Raw genomic sequence first — 23811 nt, forward strand, 5'->3', positions numbered from 1 at the left:
GGAGGAGCGGCGCCCGGTCCTATGAGCGCCGCCCCGAGGTGAACCGTTCCGCCGCTCAGTTCTTCTTCAGGAACTTGTCGATGTTGGCCGGCGTCACCAGTTGGAAGGGCACGTAGACCTTGTGTTCGACCTTCTCGCCCTTGGACAGTTTCAGTGCCGCGTCGAGCGCGCCGGCGCCCTGGCCGGCCGCGTCCTGGAACACGGTGGCGTCGAGGTCGCCTGCCTGCATGGCGGCGAGCGCGTCCTGCGTGGCGTCGACACCGCCGACGACAACCGTCTTCATGTCGACATTGGCGGCCTTCATTGCCTGGATGGCGCCGATGGCGCTTTCGTCATTGTTGGCGATGACGCCGTCGAACGGCTTGCCGGTCGACAGCCAGTTGGTCATCAGGTTCTGGGCCTCGTCGCGGTTCCAGTTCGACGTCTGCTTGTCGATGATCTTGATGAAGCTGCAATCCGGCGTCGCGATCACCTCCTCGATGTCCTTGGTGCGCTGCACGGCTGCCTGGTTGGAAAGCTCGCCCATGATCACATAGACATTGGCTTCCTTCTTGCCGGCTTCCTTGAACAGGCGGCAGACCTCCTTGGTTTCGAGCGTGCCGGAATCGGCCTCGTTCGAAGCGACGAAGGCCTGATTGTCAGGCAGCGTGTCGACATTGACCGGTTCGCGGTTGACATAGACCAGCGGGATCTTGGCGGCGGCCGCGGCATCCGACATCGCCTGCGTGGCCGAGGTGTCGACCGGATTGACGATGATGGCGTCGACGCCCGATGCGGCGAAGTTCTTGATCTGGTCGAGCTGTTTGGCGACGTCGTTCTGTGCGTCCTCGACCTGCAGCTCCACGCCGCTCATGCCCTTGGCCTGCTCGATCATGCCGTTGCGCAGCACGGTCAGGAAATTGTCGTCGAACTTGGCCATCGACACGCCGATCTTGGCGGCCATGGCGGACGAACTCATCAGCGCCGCGAAAGCGACGCCCAAAATCATTTTCTTCATTGTATCTCTCCTCCACTTTGGGTGTCCGGTCGCACCGATCTATCCGGAATCCCCGATCTCCTCGGGGAATCTCTCCCTGATATCATTTCGTTCCAACGCGGTTCACCACTGGCTGGAACGCCGAACTGCCTGCTCGAACCAGATGTTGTCGGAACGAAAGAACCAAAATGTACAGTCAGTGAAATATTTATTCCATTTCGGATCGGGGCGTCAAGGGAGATTCCGAATCCGGGCGTGCGATTTTCGGCTGCCTCTGATGGATTCTATCATTTCAGGCGGCCGGTTTGCGGCAGACCGGGCTGCCCGGGCGCTTTATCGTTTCATGGAAACGCTCTACCTCCCGTCCCGACGCGACCTGGACGGAAAACCGCTCCCGCGCTTTCCTGAAATGGCTTCAGATGTTTTCCGGCAAATAGATCTCGAAGGGGAGGAATGTCTGGCCGGGCGCATTGGCCGCACCGGTTTCGATGGCATACGCCATCCGATCGACGAGCTCGCGACAGAGCGCAGCAAGCGGCGTCGAGATCACCATCGTCAGGATGTTGTCGGCAAGCGCGGCGCGCGATTCGGCGTTGATCTCGTTGCAGACGACCACCGGCATGCTTGCGGGCTTCGCTGTCCGCAGCGCCGAGACGGCGCCCTCCATGCCGCCGCCGGCGACGTAGCAGCCGACAAGATCCGGATATCGCGTCAGAAGATCGATCGTCGCATCATGGGTCACCTGGTTGGCCTCCAGATTGACCAGCGTCTCCAGCACGTTGAAGTCCGGCGCATGCTCGCGAAAGAAGGAGCGGAAGCCGATCTCACGCAGCTCATGGCCGTGGAAGCGATGGCTGCCGACAAAAAGGGCGACCTTGCCGGGCTTCCTCGCAGCCTTCGAGATCATCCAGGCGGCGGTGCGGCCGACCTTGCGGTTGTCGAGCCCGACATAGCCTTCGCGGATACCGGCGGCGAAGTCGGACAGCAGGGAGAAGACCGGCTGCCCCCTGGCCTTTAGCGCCTCCACGACCGCCGTCAGCGTCGGATGGTCAGGGCCGACCACGGCGATCGCCCGCGATTTCGCCGCCAGCCTGCGCATCTGGGCGGCGATCTCATCCGGAGCCAGGGAGCTGGCGAAATCGATGGTTGCGACGCCACGGAAGCGCTGCGATTGTGCGACCGCGAGCTCGAGTTCCCGCGCGAAATCGCCATAGAAAACGTCATTGCCCCGAAGCAGCAGGAAACCCAGCCGATACTCGGGCATTTCCTGGCGCATGCGCTGCTTGATCAGGCCTGCGGCATGATAGCCGATCTCGGTCGCGGCGTCATAGACGCGGCGCGCCGTTTCCTCGCGCACCGGCAGGCGGCTGTTGAGCACGCGGTCCACCGTGGCGACGCTGACGCCGGAGATGCGCGCCAGATCTGATATGGTCGGCCGTTTCGCCATGTATGCCCTCGTTCGACTGCGCATCTTTCCTACATCATTATGATAGGAAATGATAGAAACTATCTTTATGATGTTGAGTCTATCATGAGCTGGCGTTATTTTCAGCCTCGAAGCCAGGAAATGTCGGGCATTCGCGTGGCGGATGCCCTTGCCGAGGGAGGCAACCATGCATGCTGCGCCGTCCCGGCGTGACTACAGCCTGATCGGCCGCGACGCCAGGCTGGCCGTCGAGACCGGCCTGTCGGCGGCCGAATGGTATCACACCGACATTCCCCGCAAGCAGATGAAGGAACTTATGCAGCGCTCCGACGCGTTCGCGCTCCGCGACACGGCGATCTGGGTCGCCGCGCTCATCGTCAGCGGCGCCGGCGGTGCCTGGTTCTGGGGCACCTGGTGGTGCGTGCCGTTCTTCTTCGTCTATGGCGTGCTCTACGGCTCGTCCACCGATTCCCGCTGGCACGAATGCGGCCATGGCACGGCCTTCCGCACGCAGTGGATGAATGATTGGGTCTATCAGGTCGCCTGCTTCATGATCATGCGCAACCCGGTGACCTGGCGCTGGAGCCACACGCGCCATCACACCGACACCATCATCGTCGGCCGCGACCCGGAAATCTCGGTCATGCGGCCGCCCGACCTGGTGCGCGCCATCCTCGGCTTTGTCGGCGTGCTCGACGCCTGGCATGCGATGTCAGACATGCTGCGCAACGCCGCCGGTAACATCAGCGCGGCCGAAAAGACCTTTATTCCCGAGCAGGAACAGCCGAAAGCGATCCGCATCGCCCGCATCTGGACCGCGACCTATGCCGCAACCATCGCGCTGGCGCTCTATACCGGCTCGTTACTGCCCTTGATGCTGGTCGGTCTGCCCAGGCTCTATGGCGCCTGGCACCACGTCATGGTCGGCCTGCTGCAGCATGGCGGCCTTGCCGACAACGTCACCGACCATCGGCTGAACAGCCGCACCGTCTACATGAACCCGATCAGCCGTTTCATCTACTGGAACATGAACTACCACGTCGAGCATCATATGTTCCCGATGGTGCCCTACCATGCGCTGCCGAAGCTGCATGAACTGATCAAGCATGATTTGCCGGCGCCGACGCCGTCGATCCTGGCCGGCTATCGCGAGATGCTGCCTGTCTTCTGGCGCCAGTTGCGCAACGAGGATTATTTCCTCAAGCGCGAGCTGCCGCCAACGGCCAGGCCGTATCGCGAGGATTTGCACAACGACAATGCTGCCTTCAACGCCGCGGCGGAGTGATATCCGCCCGTGAGGCGCGATCGGGAATTCTTGACGGGAGAAATGTATGAGCGACTGGGTCGAGGCCTGTGCAGTGGGAGACATCGACGAAGAAGATGTGATGCGGTTCGATCACGGCGGCCGCAGCTACGCCATCTATCGCAGCCCCGATGATGAGTATTTCGCCACCGACGGCCTTTGTACGCACGAAAAGGTGCATCTCGCCGACGGGCTTGTCATGGACGACATCATCGAATGTCCCAAGCACAATGGCCGCTTCAACTACAAGACAGGCCAGGCCAAGGGCGCGCCGGCCTGCGTCAATCTCAGGACCTATCCGGTCAAGGTCGACGCCGGCAGCGTCCTCGTCCAGATCGGATGACCGGTATGACGCGCGGAATGGTCATCATCGGCGCCGGGGAATGCGGCGGCCGGGCAGCGCTTGCATTGCGTGACCTCGGCTATGAGGGACCGGTGACGCTGGTCGGCGACGAGCCGCATCTGCCCTATGAACGGCCGCCTCTGTCCAAGGACGCCATGGCCGGCGGCGTGCCCGAGATCAAGGCGATCGCCAGCGACGAGATCCTCGCCGAAAAGTCCATCCGGCATATCCATTCCATTCAGGCTGCAGCGATCGATCGCGCCGCGCATACTGTGCGCCTGTCGGACGGTTCGGTCCTGCCCTACGACAAGCTGCTGCTGGCGACCGGCTCGACGCCGCGCAAACTGCCGATGCCCGGCCTTGGCGGGCGCTGCGTCTACCTCAGGACCTTCGCCGATGCGCTGGCTATCCGCGCCCATCTCAAGGCGGGTAACCGCATTGCCGTCATCGGCGGCGGCTTCATCGGCCTCGAGCTCGCCGCGGCGGCCCGCAAGCTCGGTGCTGCGGTCGCCGTCATCGAGGCGCAGCCGCGCATCCTGATGCGCGGCGTACCGGCCGAGATAGCCAAGGTCGTCCATGACACCCACGTCGCCGAAGGCGTCGACATAGCGTGCGGCGAAGGCATTGCCTTGATCGCCGACGACGACCGGCAGGTGCGCATCGCGCTTGCCGGCGGCCGCGAAATCCTCGCCGATCTCGCCATCATCGGCATCGGCGCCGTGCCGGTGACGGCTCTTGCCGCCGAAGCGGGACTGGCCATCGACAACGGCATATCAGTCGACGCCGAACTGCGCAGCAGCGACCCCGACATCTTCGCTGCCGGCGACTGCTGTTCGTTCCCGCTTGCCGTCTATGGCGGCCGTCGCGTGCGGCTGGAGGCCTGGCGCAACGCCCAGGAACAAGGCGCGCTGGCGGCAAAAAACATGCTCGGCGCCGGCGAAGCACATGCGGCGGTGCCGTGGTTCTGGTCGGATCAATACGGCCTGTCCCTGCAGATCGCGGGGCTTTCCGACGAAGGCCGCAGCACGGTGCGCCGCGATCTCGGCGAGGACGCCTTTATCCTCTTTCACCTTGCCGAGGACGGCAGGCTGGTGGCCGCCAGCGGCATCGGGCCGGGCAATGCGGTCGCCCGCGATATCAGGCTGGCGGAGATGCTGATCGGCAAACGGGCGAGGCCGGCGCCGGAAGCGCTCGGTTCGCAGGCGGTGAAATTGAAGTCGCTGCTGGCGGCGTAGGATGCAACGCCAATTGTCAGGGTCTGCGGCGCAGGCGTTGGCAAATTAACGTCAGCGCGCCTGAGCTCCCTAAAACAGCGCCTTCAGCTCCGGTAGTTTGTCATTGACCAGCCAGCCGTAATAATTCTCCTCCGGCAGCTTCACCGGCTCGCCGGCGGCGCTGCGCTTGTCGTTCTCCGCCTTCAGCGCATAGGCGCGCTGCTCGGGATTGCCGACATTGTAGAGCGTGGCGGTCAGGCCCGGATTGCTCGAAATGTCGAAGCCGGCGATGCTCTTGTAGGCGTCGATCGATTTCCGGATCGTCGCGGCGACGTAGGGCAGCGTCAGGTCGGGATCCATGATGGTCTTGTAGACCGCATTGGGATCGCCGACGTCGAGCTTGGGCAGGCCGGAAACCTTGTGCACGAGATCGCTCATCTGGAGCGCGGTCAGCGGATTGAGCTGGCCGAGACCAAAGGTCTGGCCGGCATAGTAGGGCTGGAAGAAAGTGGCGCCGAAACGGTCGTTGGGGAAATCCTCGCCGCCCACCGTCTTTCCGCGAAACGAACGGTTCCACACCTGCTCGCGGCATTCCCATAAATCGTAACTGTCGGACATTCCGGCGCATTTCCTGAATTCCGGCCGCTGCACGAAATCCGTGATGTCCTCGCCGTCATAGGCGAAGGACAGCTTGCTGGAGAGATAGGAGATCGCCTTGACGTAGTAGGTCTGCAGCCGGTCGTAGGCGTCGACATTGTAGGTGTGCTCGCCGACGATGGCGCCGACAATGTGCATTGGATCGATGCCGTAGACGCTTGCCGCCTTCTTGATCTTGCCGCGCAGGTCGGCGTCGTTCTGCAGCAGCGCATAGACCTTGCGGTATTTTGCCTGGAACGTGGTGTTGGTGGCCTGCGTGCGCCGGCTCGAGGCTCCCGGAATGCTGGGCTGCTCGGCATTGCGGTTTCCCGGCGGCACCAGGGTTGCCGCGTCGGCGCCGAACAGCGTTGCCGCCAGCGTCAAGCCGAGAATGACTGGGATGAGTTTTTTCATGCGCCCCGCCGCCTAGAGAATTGCCGCGCAAACTAGGTAAAGCTCCTGGTCGAGTCGAGAGCGGCCCTGCGCTCGGCAGAACGAAAGGTGGCCGAATGATACCATCCGGCCACACATGATCCATTCGCCCGACAGGCGCCGGAACGATCCGGCGCGCGCCTGCTCAAAGAATGAAGCGCGACAGATCGGTGTTCCTCGACAAGTCGCCGACATGTTTCTCCACATAGGCGGCGTCGATGGTCACCGCAGTGCCGTTGCGGTCCGGCGCGTCGTAGGAGATCTCGTCCAGCACGCGCTCCATCACCGTCTGCAAACGCCTCGCGCCGATGTTCTCGACGCTGGCGTTGAGGTCGACGGCGATGCCGGCCAGGGAATCGATGGCGTCGTCGGTGAAGTTCAGGTCGACGCCTTCGGTCTTCATCAGCGCGATATACTGCTTGATGAGGCTCGCTTCCGTCTCGGTCAGGATGCGGACGAAGTCCTCTTTCTCCAGCGCGCGCAATTCGACGCGGATCGGCAGGCGGCCCTGCAGCTCCGGCAAGAGGTCGGACGGCTTCGAGACGTGGAACGCACCCGATGCGATGAACAGGATGTGATCCGTCTTCAACGGCCCATATTTGGTCGCCACCGTGGTGCCTTCGACCAGCGGCAGCAAGTCGCGCTGCACGCCTTCGCGCGAAGGGCCGCCGGAGATGTCCGACCGGGCCGCAATCTTGTCGATCTCGTCGAGGAAGACGATGCCGTCATTTTCCGCGGCGTCCAGCGCCCGGCGCACCACCTCGTCCTGGTCGAGCAGCTTGTCGGACTCGTCGTTGACCAGCAGGTCGTAGGATTCCTTCACCGTCGTCTTGCGCAATTTGGTCTTCTTGCCGCCCATTGCCTTGGACAGCATGTCGTTGATATTGAGCACGCCGATATTGGCGCCCGGCATGCCGGGAATCTCGAAGCCGGGCATGCCGCCATTGCCGGTGTCGGCCACTTCGATCTCGATCTCCTTGTCGTCGAGTTCGCCCTCGCGCAGCTTCTTGCGGAAAGAATCGCGTGTGGCAGGGCTGGCGGTCTTGCCGACCAGCGCTTCCAGCACGCGTTCCTCGGCGTTGACATGGGCGCGCGCCTTGACGTCCTCACGCATCTTCTCGCGCACCAGGCCGATGGCGACCTCGACGAGGTCGCGCACGATCTGCTCGACATCGCGGCCGACATAGCCGACCTCGGTGAATTTGGTCGCCTCGACCTTGACGAAGGGCGCACCGGCCAGCCGCGCCAGGCGGCGCGAGATCTCGGTCTTGCCGACGCCGGTCGGCCCGATCATGAGGATGTTCTTCGGCATCACCTCTTCGCGCATCTGCCCCTCCAGCTGCTGGCGCCGCCAGCGGTTGCGCAAGGCGATGGCCACGGCACGCTTGGCGTCCTTCTGGCCGATGATGAAGCGGTCGAGTTCCGAAACGATTTCGCGGGGAGAAAATGTGCTCATATCACTAAATTCCACTTTGCCACTGCTTGATGGCCTCGAACGGATGCAGCAGCATGATCACGTTGAGTGTCAGATTGTCCCGAATAAGGTAGCCCGTACCCAGTTCGAAAAGGATGGCGAGGCTGACGATCACCCATATAGGTAGCCTTCGCGCCATCACAAATCCCAGCACCATGGCCAGCGTGTCCGACACCGAATTGATGATGCTGTCGCCGTAATAGTCGAGCGAGATGGTGCCGGCGCGGTAGCGCTCTATGATGAACGGGCTGTTCTCGATCAGCTCCCAGCCGCCTTCTATGAAGACGGCGAAAGCCAGCCGCAAGCCGACCGGCGAACGCGGAAACAGGAACCTGGCCAGCGCATAGAACAGGAAGCCGTGGATGATGTGCGAGAACGTGTACCAGTCCGATATATGCTGGGAATTCTCGGAACTGTTCACCACGCCGTGCCAGAGCTTGACATAGCCGCAGGTGCAGATCGGCGGATGCCCCATGCCATAGAGGGCTCCAGCCTGGAAGATGACCAGGGCGAGCACGAGCAGAAGCCCCATCCGCCAGCTGTCTTCATACGCCGAGAGCGTTCTGTCCTCGCCAACTGCGTTCATCCGTCAGTTCCCCGCTTCCGTGTCGCCCGCTTGCGTCTCGTGCGCATCGATTGCCATCAGCACGACATCACCATATCTGGATTGCCGGCGATCAATTGCGCGGAATCCCGCCTTTTCATAGGCGCGGATGGCGCGGCCATTGGATGGGTCGGGATCGATGATGACGCGCGGCACGCCTTCCTCGAACAACTGCTCGACGAACTGGCGCACCATCGCCGAGCCATGGCCGATGCCGACCAGTTCCGGCCGGCCGATCGACAGGTCGATGCCGAGCGTCCCGAACGGCTGGTCGGCATAAGGGTGGTCTTCTTCCAGGTGTGGATCGTAGCTTTGCAGGTAAGCGATCGGCGTGCCGTCGAGTTCCACGATCAGCGGCTCGACGGAAATCGAATCGATATGATCGCGAATCTCGGCGATTTCCGTCTCTGGATCGTCCCACCACTGAGCGACATGCGGTTCGGCGAGCCAGCCGGCGATCATCGGCAGGTCCTTCTGGGTCACCGGTCGAAAATCGTAGCTATGTTCGTGTCTTTCCATGATCTTCTCCGAAGCCGCCTCCATTTTTCGCTTGCGCGGTCTTTCGGATCGGGATCATGGACGCCGGCCTGTTTCAGGCGGCATTGAGTGTTTCGACGACGAAATTGTTGTTGGTGTAGACGCAGATGTCGGAGGCGATCTGCATCGCCTTGCGCGCGATCTCCTCGGCATCCTTGTCGCTGTCCATCAAGGCGCGGGCCGCAGCCAGCGCATAGTTGCCGCCTGAACCGATGGCCATGACGCCATGCTCGGGCTCGAGCACGTCGCCGGTGCCGGTCAGCGCCAGCGAGACCGACTTGTCGGCCACCAGCATCATCGCTTCCAGCCGGCGCAGATAGCGGTCGGTGCGCCAGTCCTTGGCGAGTTCGACACAGGCGCGCGTCAACTGGTCGGGATATTGTTCGAGCTTGGCTTCGAGCCGCTCCAGAAGCGTGAAGGCGTCCGCCGTGGCACCGGCGAAACCGGCGATCACGTTGCCATCCTTGCCGATGCGGCGCACCTTTCTCGCGTTGCCCTTCATGATGGTCTGGCCAAGGCTGACCTGGCCATCGCCGGCGATCACCACCTTGTTGCCCTTGCGCACCGTCACGATGGTCGTGGCGTGCATGGTCAGTTCATTGGACATTTGCTGCTCCGATTCGCGCCATCCCTCAAAAGGCGATTGGCGCGGTACGAGTGACTTTGATCAGCCCATATGTATGCATGGGGGCGGTGATTGCAAACGCTCGATACCGGCCTGGATCGCAACTGGCAATCGCCGGATCATGCTGCTAGAAGGCTTTCGTTTTCAAGCAGGCGAACGCCTGAAGCGCTTAAACTCACGGACAAGGACAAGGCCATGTCGCCCCGTTCCGCCGAAATCAGCCGCAAGACCAGGGAAACCGACATTGCCGTGTCGGTCCATGTCGACGGCTCCGGCAAATCGGACATCGTGACCGGCGTCGGCTTCTTCGATCATATGCTCGACCAGCTTTCGCGCCATTCGCTGATCGACATGACCGTTCGGGCCAAGGGCGACCTGCACATAGACGACCACCACACGGTCGAGGACACCGGCATCGCGCTCGGCCAGGCGCTGGCCAAGGCGCTGGGCGAGCGGCGCGGCATCATGCGCTATGCCTCGATCGATCTTGCCATGGACGAGACGCTGACGCGCGCGGCGATCGATGTCTCCGGCCGTCCCTTCCTGGTGTGGAACGTTTCGTTTTCCTCGCCCAAGATCGGCACCTTCGACACCGAGCTGGTGCGCGAATTCTTCCAGGCGCTGGCACAGAACGCCGGCATCACGCTGCATGTCACCAATCACTATGGCGCCAACAACCACCACATCGCCGAAACCTGCTTCAAGGCGGTGGCGCGTGCGCTGCGGACAGCACTGGAGCGCGATCCGCGCCAGCCGGACGCGGTTCCCTCCACCAAGGGATCGTTGAAGGGATAGGTCATGGCCAGCTATGTCGTGATGGAACCGCCGGCCCCTGGCGAAAAGGCCGATGCGACGGCGCTTGTCCGCGACGGCTTCACCTGGCTCGGCCTGCTGGTGCCGCCGCTGTGGTTCGCCTGGCATCGGCTGTGGATCGAAGCGGCGCTCACCTTCATTGTCATGGCGGTGCTTTCGATGCTTGGCGAAAGGCTCGGTCTCGGGTTGGCCGGTTCGCTGCTGTCCCTGCTTGTCTCGCTCTATGTCGGCTTGGAAGGGCAGGCGCTGCGCATCGCGGCGCTCCGCCGCCGCGGCTGGCGCGAATGCGGGGTGGTCGAAGCCGGTTGGCTCGACGATGCCGATGCGCGCTTTGCCCTGGAGGCCGAGCGGCATGCGGATGAAGCCGAGCCTGCGCCGCGCATGGTGCCGGACGCCGCCCTGGCGCGCCCGGCGCAGCCGGGCATGGCGCTTGGGCTGACCCACATTCCGGGAAGGCGCTGACATGCGCGTTGCGATCATCGATTACGGCTCGGGCAATTTGCGCTCGGCCACCAAAGCCTTCGAGCGCGCGGCGCGCGAGGCGGGCATCGCCGCCGGCATCGACCTGACCGCCGACGCCGAGCGGGTGCGCACGGCCGACCGCATCGTGCTGCCCGGCGTCGGCGCCTATGCCGATTGCGCGGCCGGCCTGCGTGCCGTCCCCGGCATGTGGGAAGCTGTCGAGGAAGTCGCCATCGCCAAGGGGCGTCCTTTCCTCGGCATCTGCGTCGGCATGCAGCTGATGTCGCAGCGCGGCCTCGAAAAGACGATCACCGATGGCTTTGGCTGGATATCAGGTGACGTGAAGGAGATCACGCCGGCCGATCCGGCACTGAAGATCCCGCAGATCGGCTGGAACACGATCGAGCTGATGCGCAAGCATCCGCTGTTCTCCGGCGTTCCAACCGGGCCAACCGGCCTGCACGCCTATTTCGTCCATTCCTATCATCTCGATGCGCGCAAGCCCGACGAGGTGCTGGCGATCGCCGACTATGGCGGCCCGGTAACGGCGACCGTCGCCCGCGACAATCTCGTCGGCACGCAGTTCCACCCAGAGAAGAGCCAGGCGCTGGGCCTCGCCCTGATCACCAATTTCCTGCGCTGGAGGCCTTGAGGAGCCATGAGCAAGAAGGGCTATTGGATGGCGATGATCGATGTTCGCGATCCCGATCTGTACAAGCGGTATATCGAGGCGAATGCCGTTGCCTTCGCCAAGTACGGCGCGAAATTCGTCGTGCGGGCGGGACGCCACGAGAGCCCGGAAGGGCCAACCGGCAACCGCCACGTCCTGGTCGAATTCGAATCCTACGCCAAGGCCGTCGAATGCTATCATTCGCCGGAATATCAGCAGGCCTCTAAATTCCGGCTTGCCGCCTCGACCGGCCATTTTGTCATTGTCGAAGGCGCCTGAGAAAATGATCCTGTTTCCGGCAATCGACCTCAAGGACGGCCAGTGCGTGCGCCTCAGGCACGGCGACATGGCGACCGCGACCATCTACAACGACGACCCGGCCGCCCAGGCAAAGGCATTTGAAGAGCAGGGCTTCGAATGGCTGCATGTCGTCGACCTCAATGGCGCCTTCCAGGGTCAGAGCGTCAACAGCGCCGCGGTCGGCGCCATCCTCAAGGCGACCAAGAACCCGGTGCAGCTCGGCGGCGGCATCCGCACGCTCGAGCAGATCGAGGATTGGCTCGACCGCGGGCTTGCCCGTGTCATTCTCGGCACCGTGGCCGTGCGCGATCCGGACCTGGTCAGGCAGGCCTGCAAGGCCTTTCCGGGCAAGGTCGCCGTCGGCATCGACGCCAAGGGCGGCAAGGTGGCGGTCGAGGGCTGGGCCGAAGCGTCGAGCCTCGGCGTCGTTGAGCTAGCCAGGAAATTCGAAGGCGCCGGCGTCGCCGCCATCATCTACACCGACATCGACCGCGATGGCGTGCTGACCGGCATCAACTGGGATTCCACGATCAGCCTCGCCGACGCCGTGTCGATCCCCGTCATCGCCTCTGGCGGCCTCGCCTCGATCGCCGACATCGTGCGCATGACCATGCCCGACGCGCAAAAGCTCGAAGGGGCGATCTCCGGCCGTGCGCTTTACGACGGCCGTATCGACCCGGCCGAAGCATTGGCGATCCTGAAAGGCGCGCCCCCGGTGGAGATGCGATCTTGAAAGTCTCGATCATCCTGGCCTCCTATGACAGCGGCCATTATCATGGCGGCATGGGGCAGGGGCCGGACGCGCTGATTGCGGGCGGACTGGTCGAAGCCTTGACCATGGCCGGCCACGATGTCGCGGTCGAGGACATCGGCAAGGTCGGCGATGCCCAGGAGCGTGAGATCGCCACCGGTTTCGCTGTCTGCAATGCCGTTTCGGGCGAGGTCCGCATTGCCCGCGACAGGGGACGCTTTCCCATCGTGCTGGCCGGAAACTGCCTGACATCAGCCGGCGCGGTCGCCGGCGAAGGCGCCGACGCGATCATCTGGGCCGACCAGCACGGCGACCTCAACACGCCCGACACATCCATATACGGGTTTCTCGACGGCATGGCGCTGGCCACCGTGCTTGGCCTGTGCTGGCGCCCGATGGCGGCGGCCATTCCCGGCTTCCAGCCGATCGATCCGTCGCGCTGCGTGCTCGTCAACGCTCGCGATCTCGACCCGGACGAGAAACAGCTTCTGGAGGCATTGCCGGTGATCCGCACGGAATGTCCGGGAGCGGCAGCGGCAACCGAAAAACTCAAGGTCGCCGGCGCTAAACGCGTGCACTTGCATCTCGATCTCGACGTGCACGACCCTGAGGCGCTGCAGGCCAACCGCTATGTAGCGCCGGGCGGGCCGAACCCGGAACAATTGCGCGACGCGACCTGCGCTATGGCGCTTGCGGTGCCGATCGTCGGCATCACCGTTTCCGCCTACGATCCGGCTTTCGATGCGCAGGCCGATGTGCCGCCGCTGGTCGGGCAGCTGCTCAACGATCTCATAGCCACGATAGAAGGCCGCTGATGCTGAAAGCCCGCGTCATCCCCTGTCTCGACGTCAAGGGCGGCCGCGTCGTCAAGGGGGTCAACTTCGTCGATCTCGTCGATGCCGGCGATCCTGTCGAGGCCGCCAAGGCCTATGACGCGGCCGGCGCCGACGAGCTTTGCTTCCTCGACATTACCGCGTCATCGGACAATCGCGAGACCATCTTCGATGTCGTCGCCCGCACGGCCGAGCAATGTTTCATGCCGCTCACCGTCGGCGGCGGCGTACGCCAGGTCGCCGATATCCGGAAATTGCTCCTGGCCGGCGCCGACAAGGTGTCGATCAACACGGCGGCGGTCAAGAACCCGGATTTCGTCGCCGAGGCCGCCGACAAGTTCGGCAACCAGTGCATCGTCGTCGCCATCGACGCCAAGAAAGTGTCGGGCGCCAGCGAGGCCGACCGCTGGGAGATATTCACCCACGGCGGACGGGAAAAAACCGGCATGGATGCGATCGAATTCGCCCGGAAAATGGTCGATCGCGGTGCCGGCGAGATCCTGTTGACCTCGATGGACCGCGACGGCACCAAGGCCGGTTACGACATCGCGCTGACCCGCGCGGTATCGGACGCGGTGCGCGCCCCGGTGATCGCTTCGGGCGGTGTCGGCACGCTCGACCATATGGTCGAAGGCATTCGCGACGGTCATGCAGGTGCCGTGCTGGCGGCCTCCATCTTCCATTTCGGCACCTATACGATCGCCGAGGCCAAGGCCCATATGGCGCAAGCCGGCCTGCCGATGCGGCTGGACTCCTCGGGCGATCGGCCCTAGAGGCTTGCGGCTAAGAAACAGGGCCAAGGCGCCATGACTGAGTTTTCACTCTCCGACCTGGAGACAATCGTCAGCGAACGCGCCCATTCCGGCGATCCGGACTCGTGGACCGCCAAGCTTTACGCGCGCGGCATCGAGAAGGCGGCGCAGAAGCTCGGCGAAGAGGCGGTCGAGACGGTGATTGCCGCCATCAAGAGTGACAAACAGGCGCTCGTTTCGGAAAGTGCCGATCTTATATATCATTGGCTCGTCGTCCTCGGCATTTCGGGTGTGCCGTTGGACGACGTGCTTAGGGAGCTCGAAAGCCGCACCGGGCGTTCGGGTATCGCCGAGAAGGCGTCACGGTCCAAGCGCTGACCGCGAGGAGGGCAGGAATCTCGATGGATCAGCTCGCACCGACCGAGAAATATTCCCCCTTTCGCTTTTTCTCGGCCGAGCAATGGTCGCAATTCCGCGCCGACACGCCGCTGACGCTGAGCGAGGATGAATTCCGCCGCCTGCGTTCGCTGAACGATCCAATCGATCTCGAAGAGGTCAAGCGCATCTATCTGTCGCTGTCGCGGCTTCTGTCGGCGCATGTCGAGGCCAGCCAGTTGCTGTTCCGCCAGCGCCAGGCTTTCTTCAACGCCTCGGACGTGGTCAAGACGCCCTTCATCATCGGCATCGCCGGTTCGGTCGCGGTCGGCAAATCGACCACGGCGCGCGTGCTGAAGGAGCTGCTCGCGCGCTGGCCGTCCAGCCCCAAGGTCGATCTCATCACCACCGACGGTTTCCTGCTGCCCAACGAGGTGCTGCGCCGCGAAAACCTGATGGAGCGCAAGGGCTTTCCCGACAGCTACGACGTGGGCGCGCTGCTGCGCTTCCTCTCGGGCATCAAGTCGGCGCTGCCCGATATCCGCGCGCCGGTCTATTCGCACCTCACCTATGACGTCATCCCCGGCGAGTTCGTCACCATCGACCGGCCCGACATCCTGATCTTCGAGGGCATCAATGTGCTGCAGCCGGGCAAGCTGCCGCAGGACGGCAAGATCGTGCCTTTCCTGTCCGACTTCTTCGACTTCGCCATCTACATCGATGCCGACGAGAAGCTGATCCACGAATGGTACATTTCCCGCTTCATGCGGCTGCGCGAGACCGCTTTCCGCAATCCGGAATCGTTCTTCCATCGCTATTCGCAACTGTCGGAGGATTCAGCGCGGGCGATTGCCGAAGGCCTGTGGACCAACATCAACCTGAAGAACCTGCGCGAAAACATCCTGCCGACACGCGCCCGCGCCGACTTGATCTTACGCAAAGGCGCCGACCACCTCGTCGAGGAAGTGGCGCTCAGGAAGCTTTAGCTGGCGCGATTAACGGCACTTTAGGCTATCCGAGCTAGTTTCCGATGCAATCTTAATGGGATCGCAAGCAGCTATGCCTCTGTCCCAGTTTCGATCATGACCTTTAATCTTTTGCGGAGGCTCGTCCTTTTAGAGGCAATCATATGAGCTTGTCGGGCGCAAGAACGTTCGATGCGATGGTCGCATCCCAGTACCGTATCGGCAGTCTGCGGCAATTCTCGCTCGTTGGACTGGTCGTCGTGATCTCCTTTTTCATGCCTTGGACAGCGGGTGACAACACCGATGTGAGTTGGATAATCATTATCTGCGAGAAGATTTTTTCTGGTCAGAAACTCTATGTCGACATTTTAGAAACCAACCCGCCTTTTTCGGTCGCTCTGTATATCGGACCAGTGTGGTTGTCCCATAGGTTGGGAATTTCGCCGGAATTGGCGATCGAATATTTCATCTATCTTATCTTCGTCGTTTCGATTTTGTTGTCGGCCCTTGTGATCGAGAAAGGCAGGATCTTTGTCGATCTCAGAACCCAGTGGGTCTATCCCATGCTCGCGGTTCTGCTTCTGATCATGCCAGGGAATATTTTCGGACAACGCGAGCATATCGGTATGATGCTGTTCATGCCGATGCTGTTCCTGATGATGTGGCGTTCCAACGATAGTCCAGGCCAGCATATACCATTTGCACTTGCATTCACCGTTGGGCTGGCGGCAAGCGTGTTGCTGCTCGTTAAGCCCCACTGGGCACTTGGCATCGCACTGCCTTATCTTGTCATCGCCTGGCGAAGGCGGTCGCTTCTGGCCTGCCTGACTGTTGAGAATATCGTCATAGGCGCGATCTGCACGGGGTATCTCGCCAGCGTGCGAATATGGTTCCCAGAATTTCTTGATACGTTCTTGCCTTTGCTGATGCGCTACTATGTCAGTCTGCGGGCCAACATAAATATTCTGTTGGCGTTGCCGACCTTTGCGGTGTTCGTCGTTTTTATAGCCTTCCAGATGCGGAAATCTGCTTGGCGAAGTGATGTGGCAATTGCGGTAACAAGTGGCGCAGGCTTCTTTGTCTCAATGGCATATCTTGGCAAATATTGGCCCAATCACCAGTATCCGTATCAGCTTGCGTTGCTGGTCGCGATGCTGTTGGCTGTTGCATCGCGAAGGCAAAAAGTGCTCGCGCTTTCAGGAGAAGAAGCGGCTTCGGAGCGCGCCAATGCAAGACTTCATTCTAGCGCCGCCTTTGCCGTGGTTGTCGCTCTCACGGTAACGCACCACCAGTTTTACCAGATGCCGGAAAAGAGCCTGGTCGATGCAATCAAGGCCCGATACTCCTCGCCGTCCATTGTTCAGGTCAGTTCGGATCTTTCCGTCGGGAATCCGCTGGCGAGGATGGTCAATGGCCGCTGGCTTTCAGCCTACGCTCATGATTGGGTTGGCGCCCATGCGCTTTGGGGTTTGATGAAAGGCAACTATCACGGCGAAGACGAACGAATAGCGCGGCACGACCTCGACAACTATACGCTTTATGTCAACTCCTTGATCCGCGACAACAAGCCGGACATCATCCTTGTCGATCGCTTGGACAAGAAGAAATCCGTGTTGTCGTTGGCGGCAAATTATCCTCCAATATGGACTACCTGGATGCGTCAGAACGCTGACTTCCAGGCCTTGATGAGCAATTACGAAGAGATCGCGCTAGGAGACTACATCGAGGTCTATGCGCGGCGCAGCAGTGCTCACTGACCCCTCGTCACCCGCCGCAGCGTCAGATTGATCCTGCCGCCATTTTTCAGCAGCGCCGAGGTCGAGGGATAGATGCGGTCGACGCCGTGGAAGCAGAGGCGTCCTTCGCCGCCGAGCACGACGACGTCGCCGCTCTTCAGCCTGAACGACCGGGTCGCCCCCTCGCGCGTCGTCTGGCCGACCCTGAACAGGCAGTCGTCGCCCAGCGAGACCGAGACGACGGGTGCTGAGAAATCCTCCTCGTCGCGGTCCTGATGCAGGCCCATCTTCGCATCCGGCGCGTAGAAATTGACCAGGCATGCCTGCGGCGGATGCGGGTAGGCCGAGACCTCTCGCCACAACCGCATCAGCACATCCGGGATCGGCGGCCACGGCGTCCCTGTCACCGGGTGCATCGGCTGGTAGCGATAGCCGCGTTCCTTGTCGGTGACCCAGCCGAGCGGACCGCAATTGGTCATGCGCACGCTCATTTCCTTGCCGGTGCGCGGCATGGCCGGCACGAATAGCGGCGCCTGCTGGACGATGCCTCTCACATCCTCCACCAGCGCCTCCTGCACGTCGCGGGACAGATAGGCCGGCATGTGGCGGACGCCCTTGGGCAGAACGAGCATGAGGTCGGTCGCTAGCTCCGTTTCGTCGGTTCGAGCATGCCATCTGAAAATGAAAACGGCGACCCGAAAGCCGCCGTTCCCGAAAAATTCGCGTCTCCCTTGATCAGGTGAGGTCTGGAATGCGAAGGACCTGCCCCGGATAGATCTTGTCGGGATGGGTCAGCATCGGCTTGTTGGCCTCGAAGATGACCGTGTTCTTGGCGCCCTTGCCCTTGCCATAGCTTTTCTCGGCGATCTTCCAGAGATTGTCGCCCTTCTGGACGGTGTAGAAGGTCGGTTCCTTGGCCGCGGCCGCCGCCGAACCGGAGGCCGGCGCGACCTGCAACTCGTCCGCCTGCACCTTGGAGACGCCTAGCGTGTTGCCGACGGCGATGACCGCCTTTTCGAAAACCGACTGGTCCTTGACCACGCCCTTCAGCACCGCCGTGTCGCCCTGGACGACGACCTGCACGCCGTCGGTACCGAGCTTGTGCGAATCGAGTTCTTTCTTGAGCGTATCGGCGCTGGGTGCCGCTTCCTCGTCACCGCCTATGCCGAGCTTTTTGCCGACGCTCTTGACGAAATCGAACATACCCATCTCCAGGTCTCCTTGCTGTGGCAATGAGTAAACCTTGCATCTGCAAAGCGAAATTGAAAGCGGGTTCACGCGCGCGATTGGTGTGTTGCTTAATCGTTCTCTACCCGGCCGCGCAGTTTCTTGATGGTGCCGCGTCCGGCCTTGCTCTTCAGCCGCCGTTCGACCGCGCCTTTCGACGGTCTCGTCTTCTTGCGCGGCGGCGGTGGCGGCTCGGCCGCCTTGGCGACCAGCGCCGTCAGCCGCGCCCGTGCATCCGCCCGGTTCTGCTCCTGCGTGCGGAAGCGTCCGGCTTCGATGACGATGACGCCGTCCTTGGTGGCGCGCTGGCCGGCAAGCCTGATCGTGCGTTCGCGCACGCGCTCCGACAGGCCGGGTGCGTTGCGTGCATCGAAGCGCAGCTGCACCGCCGTCGCCACCTTGTTGACGTTCTGCCCGCCGGGGCCGGAGGAGCGGATGAAATCCTCGTGCAGATCACCCGGATGGATCACGGCATCGTCGGCAATGATGATTGTGTCGTCGCTCGTCATGCCGCAGTCATGGCGCGGCGCACGAAAAAAGAAAAGGCCCGATCGGGACCGGGCCTTGCGAGGATGGCTGAGCCTGGCGGGCGATTATTCCGCCGCTTCCCGCATGTGCGGCGCCGCGCCGAGGACGGAGGCGTCGACATGGCTTTCGAACTTCTCGAAATTGACGGCGAACATGCCGACCAGCCTTGCCGCTTGCCGGTCATAGGCCGATTTGTCGGCCCAGGTCGATCGCGGGTCGAGGATGGCGGCGTCGACGCCCGGCACCGCCACCGGCACCTCGAAACCGAAATTGGCGTCGGTACGGAAACCGGTCGTCTTCAGAGAGCCGTCGAGTGCCGCGGCAAGCAGCGCGCGCGTCGCCTTGATCGGCATCCGCCTGCCTGTGCCGTAGGCGCCGCCAGTCCAGCCGGTGTTGACCAGCCAGCAATCGGCACCGTGCTGCGCGATCAGCTCGCGCAGCAGATTGCCATATTCCGAGGGATGGCGCGGCATGAACGGCGCGCCGAAACAAGTCGAGAACGTCGCTTCGGGCTCGGTCACGCCCTTCTCCGTTCCGGCCACCTTGGCCGTGTAGCCGGACAGGAAATGATACATCGCCTGCGCCGGGGTCAGTCGTGCGATCGGCGGCATCACGCCGAAAGCGTCGGCGGTCAGCATGATGATGTTCCGGGGATGGTCGGCGCGCCCCGTCTTGCTGGCATTGGGTATGAAGTCGAGCGGATAGGCGCAGCGCGTGTTCTCGGTGAGCCGGCCGTCGTCGAAATCCGGCACGCCATGGGCGTCGAGAACGACGTTCTCCAGCACCGTGCCGAAGCGCTGCGTGGTGGCGAAAATCTCAGGCTCCGCTTCCGCCGACAGCTTGATGGTCTTGGCATAGCAGCCGCCTTCGAAATTGAAGATGCCGTGCGGCCCCCAGCCGTGCTCGTCGTCGCCGATCAGCGTGCGCGACGGATCGGCCGACAGCGTCGTCTTGCCGGTGCCCGACAGGCCGAAGAAAATCGCGGCGTCGCCGCCAGCGCCCTCATTGGCCGAGCAGTGCATCGGCATCACGCCCTTGGCCGGCAGCAGGTAGTTCAGCATTGTGAACACCGATTTCTTCATCTCGCCGGCATAGGAAGTGCCGCCGATCAGGACGATCTTGCGGGTGAGGTCGACGGCGATCACGGTTTCGGTGCGGGTGCCGTGGCGGGCGGGGTCGGCGCGGAAGGAGGGCAGGTCGATGATCGTCATCTCGGGCACGAAATGGTCGAGCTCCGCAGCTTCCGGACGGATCAGCAGGTTGCGGATGAACAGCGAATGCCAGGCAAACTCGGTGATGACCCTGGTGGGCAGCTTCAGCTCATGGTCTGCGCCGCCGACAAGGTCCTGCACGTAGAGATCCTTGTCCGCGGCGTGCGCCCGGAACTCTTCGAGCAGCGTCTCGAACTGGTCCGGCGAGATCGCCTTGTTGTTGTCCCACCAGATGTCATTCTCGGTGGCGCCGTCGCGGACGACGAACTTGTCCTTGGGCGAACGGCCGGTGTGCTGGCCTGTTTCGGCGACCAGCGCGCCATGTGCGGTCAGCCGCGCTTCGCCGCGCCTGATTGATTCCTCGTAGAGGGCGGGCGCCCCGAAATTGTAGCGCACCAGGCCAGAGGTTCTGAGACCGATACGATCGATCGCGCAGGCAGGATTGCGTTTGCCGACTTCCGACATGGGTGACCCTTCTCCGATTTGCCGCATCTTTGCCGGCGCCTTTCCGGCACGCCCACTACGCGAGCTTAGATGGTCAGAACCAGAAAAGCCGAATGATATCAAATCATTAATCGATTTAAATATTTTGAAAGTTGTTTAAATCGTTTATATGTGCAAAAAGTTTCGTGGTTGCCCAAAGGATTGGCGGCGCTGGTTCGTCCAATCCATATCGAGGTGCGATCGTGGCCGCCGGCATGCCGCCCGTGACAGCGGCGAAGGCCTATGCCACATTTTGTACCTAATTTGTCCTGCAAAAGCCCCTTCTCTACCAAAGAAGGGACAGCTCATGAGGGAGCCGCTTGAAATGGCAACAATCGCGCTTGTCGATGACGACCGCAACATTCTGACCTCGGTGTCGATCGCCCTCGAATCGGAAGGCTATCGCGTCGAAACCTACACGGATGGTGCGTCCGCGCTGGAAGGCCTGGCGGCGCGCCCGCCGAATCTCGCCATCCTCGACATCAAGATGCCGCGCATGGACGGCATGGAACTCTTGCGCCGGATGCGCCAGAAATCCGACCTGCCGGTCATCTTCCTGACCTCCAAGGACGACGAGATCGACGAGCTGTTCGGCCTCAAGATGGGCGCCGACGACTTCATCCGCAAACCCTTCTCGCAGCGTTTGCTGGTCGAGCGGGTGCGCGCGGTGTTGCGTCGTGCCAGCGCCCGTGAGGCCGCGGCAAAAGCGCCCAGCCAGCAGGCGCGCTCGCTCGAGCGCGGCCAGCTCGTCATGGACCAGGAACGCCACACCTGCACCTGGAAAGGCGAACCGGTGACGCTCACCGTCACCGAATTCCTGATCCTGCATTCGCTGGCACAGCGCCCCGGCGTCGTAAAAAGTCGTGATGCGCTGATGGATTCGGCTTATGATGAGCAGGTCTATGTTGACGACCGTACCATCGACAGCCACATCAAGCGGCTGCGCAAGAAGTTCAAGGCCGTCGACGACGACTTCGAGATGATCGAAACCCTTTACGGAGTCGGATACCGGTTCCGCGAGGCGTGAATAGGCGGGTAGGCAATAGAGAATAGTCGGTAGTCAGTTTTGAATGGTGCGAGCGGCCACCCGTGCATCGCCGCGATCTCAGCCAACCATTTCTCTATTCGCTACCCGCTACTCACTAATACTAAGCAGGGAACTGCTGTTCGATGGCAGTGGAAGCACAGCGGAGCAGATCGGCGGGCGTTGCAAGGCGGCCGGCGCGCATCATGCCCGCGTTCCTGTCGAAGCTCACCGTGCCCATGCGCCGCTTCCTCGGCCATCACATTTTTTCCAGCCTGACGCGGCGTATCCTCTTCCTCAATCTCGCCGGCCTCGCAGTCCTGGTCACCGGCATTCTCTATCTCAACACCTTCCGCGACGGGCTGATCGACGCCCGCGTCGAAAGCCTCATGACCCAGGGCGAGATCATCGCCGGCGCGATCGCCGCCTCGGCGACGGTCGAGACCGATTCGATCAGCATCGATCCGGAAAAGCTGCTTGAGCTGCAGGCCGGCGAAAGCCTGGGACCGGGCTCCGACCAGCTCGACAATCTAGATTTCCCGATCAATCCCGAGCGCGTCGCCCCGGTGCTGCGCCGGCTGATCTCGCCGACCCGCACCCGCGCCCGCATCTACGACCGCGACGCCAATTTGCTGCTCGATTCGCGCCATCTCTATTCGCGCGGGCAGATCCTTCGGTACGATCTGCCCCCGGTCGACGAGGAAGAGCCCGACCTTGTCGAACGCATCCAGAAGTTCATCTTCGACTTCTTCCGCAACACCGATCTGCCGGTCTATCACGAGCAGCCGGGCGGCAATGGCGCCGCCTTCCCGGAAGTGGTCAAGGCGCTGACCGGCAGCCCGTCGACCATCGTCCGGATCAGCGAACAGGGCGAGCAGATCGTTTCCGTCGCGGTGCCGATCCAGCGCTTCCGCGCCGTTCTCGGCGTGTTGATGCTGTCGACCGAAGGCGGCGACATCGACAAGATCGTCGCCGCCGAACGCAAGGCGATCCTGCGCGTCTTTGGCATCGCGGCGCTCGTCACCGCCATCCTGTCGATGCTTCTGGCCTCCACCATCGCCAATCCGCTGCGCCGGCTGTCTGCGGCGGCCGTGCGGGTACGGCGCGGCGTCAAGAGCCGCGAGGAAATTCCTGATTTCTCCGACCGTCAGGACGAGATCGGCAATCTGTCGATTGCCGTGCGCGACATGACGAACGCGCTCTATGCGCGCATCGAGGCGATCGAGAGCTTCGCCGCCGATGTTTCCCATGAATTGAAGAACCCGCTGACCTCGCTGCGCAGCGCGGTGGAGACCTTGCCGCTGGCCAAGAACGACAATTCGCGCAGCCGGCTGATGGAGATCATCCAGCACGACGTCAGGCGGCTGGACCGCCTCATCACCGACATTTCGGATGCCTCCCGTCTCGACGCCGAGCTGGCGCGGGATGACGCGGGGACCGTGGACCTGAAGAAGTTCATCACCGACCTCGTCGCCGTCTCGCGTGAAACGACGCGCAACAAGAAGGCGGTCGAGATCGAGCTCAGGGTCGCCAAGCTGCCGCAGGGCGTCAAGGGCTATTTCGTCGTCGGCCACGACCTGCGCATCGGCCAGGTCATCACCAACCTGATCGAGAACGCCCGCTCCTTCGTGCCAGAGGAGCGCGGCCATATCATCCTGTCGCTGGCGCGCACCGGCAAGTTCAACATCCTCACCGTCGATGACAATGGTCCCGGCATCCGCGCCGACAACATCGATCGCATCTTCGAACGCTTCTACACCGACCGGCCCGCCGGCGAGGCCTTCGGCCAGAATTCAGGCCTTGGCCTGTCGATATCCAGGCAGATCGTCGAGGCCCATGGCGGCACGCTGACCGCCGAGAACATCCCCGGCACCAAGCCAGGCGAGATCAAGGGCGCCCGCTTCGTGGTTACGCTGCCGGCCGAAGCATGATCCCGAAAAGTGGGAACCGGTTTTCGGATCAGATCATGCCTCATGCAAAAATGATCCCGGATATCGCGGCCTTACGGCCGTCATCCTCGGGCTTGTCTCGAGGACCCGCCGCACAGCGTGGCTATGGTGCGAACACTATTGGAAGGCCTGCAGATCCTCGGGATGACGGCGTTGGATCAG

General features: G+C 62.4%; 26 protein-coding genes. 15 read left to right on the top strand and 11 right to left on the bottom strand.

Going from position 1 to position 23811, the window contains the following annotated elements:
* Positions 1-55 precede the first annotated feature (55 nt).
* Complete coding sequence (locus FJ959_RS04830) at positions 56-997, bottom strand: sugar ABC transporter substrate-binding protein (protein WP_140491233.1); 942 nt, start codon at positions 995-997, stop codon at positions 56-58.
* 394 nt (positions 998-1391) lie between these two features.
* Complete coding sequence (locus FJ959_RS04835; RefSeq protein WP_140628755.1) at positions 1392-2423, bottom strand: LacI family DNA-binding transcriptional regulator; 1032 nt, start codon at positions 2421-2423, stop codon at positions 1392-1394.
* A 166-nt stretch (positions 2424-2589) separates the two neighbouring features.
* Here FJ959_RS04835 and FJ959_RS04840 point away from each other — a divergent pair, with 166 nt between their 5' ends.
* From FJ959_RS04840 to FJ959_RS04850, 3 genes are read left to right on the top strand one after another with little or no spacing between them, the layout of a single operon-like run.
* Positions 2590-3687: a fatty acid desaturase family protein gene (locus tag FJ959_RS04840; RefSeq protein WP_140628758.1), complete on the top strand. Its 1098-nt coding sequence runs from the start codon at positions 2590-2592 to the stop codon at positions 3685-3687.
* Positions 3688-3733: 46 nt separating this feature from the next.
* A complete protein-coding gene (locus FJ959_RS04845) occupies positions 3734-4048 on the top strand; it encodes a MocE family 2Fe-2S type ferredoxin (protein ID WP_140524123.1) in 315 nt (104 codons plus the stop codon).
* Positions 4045-5283 carry an FAD-dependent oxidoreductase gene (locus FJ959_RS04850; RefSeq protein WP_181168532.1) on the top strand — a complete coding sequence of 413 codons (1239 nt, stop codon included), beginning with the start codon at positions 4045-4047 and terminating at the stop codon, positions 5281-5283. The genes FJ959_RS04845 and FJ959_RS04850 overlap by 4 nt, the downstream gene beginning before the upstream one ends.
* A 69-nt stretch (positions 5284-5352) precedes the next feature.
* Here the strand turns inward: FJ959_RS04850 and FJ959_RS04855 are convergent, their stop codons facing one another.
* The 5 genes from FJ959_RS04855 to hslV all read right to left on the bottom strand — a co-directional run bounded on the left by FJ959_RS04855 (position 5353) and on the right by hslV (position 9552).
* A complete protein-coding gene (locus tag FJ959_RS04855; protein WP_140625511.1) occupies positions 5353-6312 on the bottom strand; it encodes a DUF1402 family protein in 960 nt (319 codons plus the stop codon).
* Positions 6313-6475: 163 nt separating this feature from the next.
* Complete coding sequence (hslU, locus tag FJ959_RS04860; protein ID WP_140491221.1) at positions 6476-7786, bottom strand: ATP-dependent protease ATPase subunit HslU; 1311 nt, start codon at positions 7784-7786, stop codon at positions 6476-6478.
* A gap of 4 nt (positions 7787-7790) precedes the next feature.
* Positions 7791-8390, bottom strand: coding sequence for a DUF2585 domain-containing protein (locus FJ959_RS04865; RefSeq protein ID WP_140491219.1), 600 nt, complete (start codon positions 8388-8390; stop codon positions 7791-7793).
* A gap of 3 nt (positions 8391-8393) precedes the next feature.
* The gene (locus FJ959_RS04870; RefSeq protein WP_140491217.1) at positions 8394-8927 is read right to left on the bottom strand and encodes a GNAT family N-acetyltransferase; all 534 of its coding nucleotides are present in this window, start codon (positions 8925-8927) and stop codon (positions 8394-8396) included.
* Between the two features lie 73 nt (positions 8928-9000).
* Positions 9001-9552 carry an ATP-dependent protease subunit HslV gene (gene hslV / locus FJ959_RS04875; protein ID WP_140491215.1) on the bottom strand — a complete coding sequence of 184 codons (552 nt, stop codon included), beginning with the start codon at positions 9550-9552 and terminating at the stop codon, positions 9001-9003.
* Between the two features lie 213 nt (positions 9553-9765).
* Between hslV and hisB the strand changes: the two genes are divergently transcribed.
* The 10 genes from hisB (at position 9766) to FJ959_RS04925 (ending at position 17248) form a co-directional block, all read left to right on the top strand.
* The gene (hisB, locus tag FJ959_RS04880; RefSeq protein ID WP_140491213.1) at positions 9766-10365 is read left to right on the top strand and encodes an imidazoleglycerol-phosphate dehydratase HisB; all 600 of its coding nucleotides are present in this window, start codon (positions 9766-9768) and stop codon (positions 10363-10365) included.
* Positions 10366-10368: 3 nt separating this feature from the next.
* On the top strand, positions 10369-10845 hold the full coding sequence (locus FJ959_RS04885) for a DUF2628 domain-containing protein (RefSeq protein ID WP_140491211.1): 477 nt from the start codon (positions 10369-10371) through the stop codon (positions 10843-10845).
* Position 10846: 1 nt separating this feature from the next.
* Positions 10847-11497 (top strand): imidazole glycerol phosphate synthase subunit HisH, encoded by a 651-nt coding sequence (gene hisH / locus FJ959_RS04890; protein ID WP_140491209.1) that lies wholly within the window; start codon positions 10847-10849, stop codon positions 11495-11497.
* 6 nt (positions 11498-11503) lie between these two features.
* The gene (locus FJ959_RS04895) at positions 11504-11794 is read left to right on the top strand and encodes a DUF1330 domain-containing protein (protein ID WP_140491206.1); all 291 of its coding nucleotides are present in this window, start codon (positions 11504-11506) and stop codon (positions 11792-11794) included.
* A gap of 4 nt (positions 11795-11798) precedes the next feature.
* Positions 11799-12548, top strand: a complete 750-nt coding sequence (gene hisA / locus FJ959_RS04900; protein WP_140491204.1) for a 1-(5-phosphoribosyl)-5-[(5-phosphoribosylamino)methylideneamino]imidazole-4-carboxamide isomerase — start codon at positions 11799-11801, stop codon at positions 12546-12548.
* Positions 12545-13381, top strand: coding sequence for an arginase family protein (locus FJ959_RS04905; RefSeq protein WP_140563527.1), 837 nt, complete (start codon positions 12545-12547; stop codon positions 13379-13381). The genes hisA and FJ959_RS04905 overlap by 4 nt, the downstream gene beginning before the upstream one ends.
* A complete protein-coding gene (gene hisF / locus FJ959_RS04910) occupies positions 13378-14172 on the top strand; it encodes an imidazole glycerol phosphate synthase subunit HisF (protein WP_181170860.1) in 795 nt (264 codons plus the stop codon). The genes FJ959_RS04905 and hisF overlap by 4 nt, the downstream gene beginning before the upstream one ends.
* A 33-nt stretch (positions 14173-14205) precedes the next feature.
* Positions 14206-14529, top strand: coding sequence for a phosphoribosyl-ATP diphosphatase (locus FJ959_RS04915; protein WP_140582992.1), 324 nt, complete (start codon positions 14206-14208; stop codon positions 14527-14529).
* A 23-nt stretch (positions 14530-14552) separates the two neighbouring features.
* Entirely contained in the window at positions 14553-15512 is a 960-nt protein-coding gene (coaA, locus tag FJ959_RS04920) for a type I pantothenate kinase (protein ID WP_140491197.1), read from the top strand.
* 143 nt (positions 15513-15655) lie between these two features.
* A complete protein-coding gene (locus FJ959_RS04925; RefSeq protein WP_140582995.1) occupies positions 15656-17248 on the top strand; it encodes a hypothetical protein in 1593 nt (530 codons plus the stop codon).
* Here the strand turns inward: FJ959_RS04925 and FJ959_RS04930 are convergent.
* The 4 genes from FJ959_RS04930 to FJ959_RS04945 all read right to left on the bottom strand — a co-directional run bounded on the left by FJ959_RS04930 (position 17242) and on the right by FJ959_RS04945 (position 20658).
* On the bottom strand, positions 17242-17859 hold the full coding sequence (locus tag FJ959_RS04930) for an alpha-ketoglutarate-dependent dioxygenase AlkB (protein WP_140628761.1): 618 nt from the start codon (positions 17857-17859) through the stop codon (positions 17242-17244). The two genes, FJ959_RS04925 and FJ959_RS04930, sit on opposite strands and share 7 nt — an antisense overlap.
* Before the next feature lie 103 nt (positions 17860-17962).
* The gene (lysM, locus tag FJ959_RS04935; RefSeq protein WP_140491191.1) at positions 17963-18436 is read right to left on the bottom strand and encodes a peptidoglycan-binding protein LysM; all 474 of its coding nucleotides are present in this window, start codon (positions 18434-18436) and stop codon (positions 17963-17965) included.
* Between the two features lie 89 nt (positions 18437-18525).
* Positions 18526-18963, bottom strand: a complete 438-nt coding sequence (arfB, locus tag FJ959_RS04940) for an alternative ribosome rescue aminoacyl-tRNA hydrolase ArfB (protein WP_140491189.1) — start codon at positions 18961-18963, stop codon at positions 18526-18528.
* An 84-nt stretch (positions 18964-19047) separates the two neighbouring features.
* A complete protein-coding gene (locus FJ959_RS04945) occupies positions 19048-20658 on the bottom strand; it encodes a phosphoenolpyruvate carboxykinase (RefSeq protein WP_140628764.1) in 1611 nt (536 codons plus the stop codon).
* 343 nt (positions 20659-21001) lie between these two features.
* Between FJ959_RS04945 and FJ959_RS04950 the strand changes: the two genes are divergently transcribed.
* Both FJ959_RS04950 and FJ959_RS04955 read left to right on the top strand, forming a co-directional pair.
* A complete protein-coding gene (locus tag FJ959_RS04950; protein ID WP_010912942.1) occupies positions 21002-21703 on the top strand; it encodes a response regulator transcription factor in 702 nt (233 codons plus the stop codon).
* 143 nt (positions 21704-21846) lie between these two features.
* Positions 21847-23631, top strand: a complete 1785-nt coding sequence (locus FJ959_RS04955) for a sensor histidine kinase (protein WP_140491185.1) — start codon at positions 21847-21849, stop codon at positions 23629-23631.
* Positions 23632-23811 lie beyond the last annotated feature (180 nt).

It is taken from the genome of Mesorhizobium sp. B2-2-4 (assembly GCF_006442375.1).
Lineage (GTDB): Bacteria > Pseudomonadota > Alphaproteobacteria > Rhizobiales > Rhizobiaceae > Mesorhizobium.

Bases quoted from the DNA above. Each gene is read 5' to 3' on its own strand.
- FJ959_RS04840 (WP_140628758.1), top strand. From the start codon at position 2,590: ATGCATGCTGCGCCGTCCCGGCGTGACTACAGCCTGATCGGCCGCGAC.
- hslV (WP_140491215.1), bottom strand. From the start codon at position 9,552: ATGTCCAATGAACTGACCATGCACGCCACGACCATCGTGACGGTGCGC.
- FJ959_RS04930 (WP_140628761.1), bottom strand. From the start codon at position 17,859: ATGCTCGTTCTGCCCAAGGGCGTCCGCCACATGCCGGCCTATCTGTCC.
- FJ959_RS04830 (WP_140491233.1), bottom strand. From the start codon at position 997: ATGAAGAAAATGATTTTGGGCGTCGCTTTCGCGGCGCTGATGAGTTCG.
- FJ959_RS04925 (WP_140582995.1), top strand. From the start codon at position 15,656: ATGAGCTTGTCGGGCGCAAGAACGTTCGATGCGATGGTCGCATCCCAG.
- FJ959_RS04835 (WP_140628755.1), bottom strand. From the start codon at position 2,423: ATGGCGAAACGGCCGACCATATCAGATCTGGCGCGCATCTCCGGCGTC.
- FJ959_RS04955 (WP_140491185.1), top strand. From the start codon at position 21,847: ATGGCAGTGGAAGCACAGCGGAGCAGATCGGCGGGCGTTGCAAGGCGG.
- arfB (WP_140491189.1), bottom strand. From the start codon at position 18,963: ATGACGAGCGACGACACAATCATCATTGCCGACGATGCCGTGATCCAT.
- FJ959_RS04915 (WP_140582992.1), top strand. From the start codon at position 14,206: ATGACTGAGTTTTCACTCTCCGACCTGGAGACAATCGTCAGCGAACGC.
- coaA (WP_140491197.1), top strand. From the start codon at position 14,553: ATGGATCAGCTCGCACCGACCGAGAAATATTCCCCCTTTCGCTTTTTC.
- FJ959_RS04865 (WP_140491219.1), bottom strand. From the start codon at position 8,390: ATGAACGCAGTTGGCGAGGACAGAACGCTCTCGGCGTATGAAGACAGC.
- FJ959_RS04950 (WP_010912942.1), top strand. From the start codon at position 21,002: ATGGCAACAATCGCGCTTGTCGATGACGACCGCAACATTCTGACCTCG.
- hslU (WP_140491221.1), bottom strand. From the start codon at position 7,786: ATGAGCACATTTTCTCCCCGCGAAATCGTTTCGGAACTCGACCGCTTC.
- FJ959_RS04845 (WP_140524123.1), top strand. From the start codon at position 3,734: ATGAGCGACTGGGTCGAGGCCTGTGCAGTGGGAGACATCGACGAAGAA.
- FJ959_RS04885 (WP_140491211.1), top strand. From the start codon at position 10,369: ATGGCCAGCTATGTCGTGATGGAACCGCCGGCCCCTGGCGAAAAGGCC.
- FJ959_RS04855 (WP_140625511.1), bottom strand. From the start codon at position 6,312: ATGAAAAAACTCATCCCAGTCATTCTCGGCTTGACGCTGGCGGCAACG.
- hisA (WP_140491204.1), top strand. From the start codon at position 11,799: ATGATCCTGTTTCCGGCAATCGACCTCAAGGACGGCCAGTGCGTGCGC.
- FJ959_RS04895 (WP_140491206.1), top strand. From the start codon at position 11,504: ATGAGCAAGAAGGGCTATTGGATGGCGATGATCGATGTTCGCGATCCC.
- hisH (WP_140491209.1), top strand. From the start codon at position 10,847: ATGCGCGTTGCGATCATCGATTACGGCTCGGGCAATTTGCGCTCGGCC.
- FJ959_RS04945 (WP_140628764.1), bottom strand. From the start codon at position 20,658: ATGTCGGAAGTCGGCAAACGCAATCCTGCCTGCGCGATCGATCGTATC.
- FJ959_RS04870 (WP_140491217.1), bottom strand. From the start codon at position 8,927: ATGGAAAGACACGAACATAGCTACGATTTTCGACCGGTGACCCAGAAG.
- lysM (WP_140491191.1), bottom strand. From the start codon at position 18,436: ATGGGTATGTTCGATTTCGTCAAGAGCGTCGGCAAAAAGCTCGGCATA.
- FJ959_RS04850 (WP_181168532.1), top strand. From the start codon at position 4,045: ATGACCGGTATGACGCGCGGAATGGTCATCATCGGCGCCGGGGAATGC.
- hisB (WP_140491213.1), top strand. From the start codon at position 9,766: ATGTCGCCCCGTTCCGCCGAAATCAGCCGCAAGACCAGGGAAACCGAC.